This window comes from Bacillus sp. AFS001701 (assembly GCF_002559405.1).
In the GTDB taxonomy this organism is placed as follows: domain Bacteria; phylum Bacillota; class Bacilli; order Bacillales; family Bacillaceae_G; genus Gottfriedia.
The window spans coordinates 1-1,394 of sequence record NZ_NTZO01000462.1; the positions used below are offsets into that span (position 1 = coordinate 1).

At 29.7% G+C, this 1,394-nt stretch carries 1 protein-coding gene and 1 pseudogene; both read left to right on the plus strand.

Annotation, left to right across the window (positions count from 1 at the left end; translation table 11 throughout):
• Positions 1-505: pseudogene (locus CN514_RS25915) on the plus strand (daunorubicin ABC transporter ATP-binding protein); the annotation flags it as partial.
• Positions 498-1,289 (plus strand): ABC transporter permease, encoded by a 792-nt coding sequence (locus CN514_RS21140; protein ID WP_098234273.1) that lies wholly within the window; start codon positions 498-500, stop codon positions 1,287-1,289. The pseudogene CN514_RS25915 and the gene CN514_RS21140, both read left to right, overlap by 8 nt.
• The last annotated feature ends 105 nt before the right edge of the window (positions 1,290-1,394 follow it).

The following is a 1,394-nucleotide window of genomic DNA, read 5'->3' on the forward strand; positions in this document are numbered from 1 at the left end:
TGCGTTAATTCATAATCCACCCTTATTATTTTTAGATGAGCCAACAATTGGATTAGATGTATTAGTAAAATTAAAAATTAGAGAGTTTTTAAAAGAGTTAAACCAAAAATATGGAACAACAATTCTTTTAACAACCCATGATATTTCTGATATTGAGGCATTATGTGATCGTGTAGTTATGTTAGATGAAGGAAAAATCATTTATGATGGAAAACTTGAACAGTTAAAAGGGCAATGGGGCGAAGAGAAAGAAATTCAATTCCAGTTTATTAAGCCAGTAAATCATACTACATTAAATGAATTGATCGGACGAACTGATGTAAAATGGAAAGAAGAAGAAGGCGAAAATATTTGGAGTGTTACATTACCGAATGATGAAACACTTATCTCTATGATTATTGCAAAAGTAGTTCAATCAAATCCCGTTAAAGATATGAAGATGTTAGAAATTTCTACAGAAGAAATTATACGAAACATCTACCAAGAAGGTATTAGTAATGAGTAAGTATATTGAAATCATTCGAATCCGTTTCTTAATGATGTTAGCGTATCGTACTAATTATTACACCGGGATTGTTATTTATACGATTAATATAGGTGCTTATTTCTTTTTATGGAAAGCGATCTATGGTCACCAAGGATCAATTCAAGGTGTTTCAGTAAACCAGATGACTACTTATGTAGCTATTGCTTGGATGGCAAGGGCGTTTTATTTTAATAATCTTGACCGTGAAATTGCTGAAGAAATTGTAGAAGGTAAAGTAGCAATAGAACTTATTAGACCTTATAACTATTTACTTACTAAAGTGATGCAAGGGTTAGGTGAGGGGATTTTCAGATTTTTTTTCTTTTCAATTCCAGGTTTTATTATAGTTGCTTTAATTTTTCGTTTAGATGTTTCATTTAATGTAAAAACTTTAGGTTTATTTTTAATTGCTTCGATTTTCAGTTTTGCAATTAATACACAATTGAATTTATTAACAGGTTTAATGGCATTCTTCCTTCAAAATAATATGGGATTTATTCAAGCTAAACGTGTCATCATTGATTTATTTTCAGGTTTAACGATTCCGATCACGTTCTTTCCGGTTTGGGCACAAGATGTGATGAAGTACTTACCATTTCAAGGGATCAGCTATATTCCTAGTATGATTTTTGCTCAAGGCATAAAAGGTGAATTGATTTTAAGAGGCCTTTTATTTCAAGTAATTTGGATCTTTATTTTATGTATCCCTATTACTCTAATATGGTATAAAGCTAAAAAGCATCTTGTTATACAAGGAGGTTAAAGAATGTTTTATTTAAATATATTTCTTCAATATTCAGGTCAATATTTAAAAACGAAATTACAATATAGAGCAAATTTCTTTTTATCATTTTTATCAGATTTGATG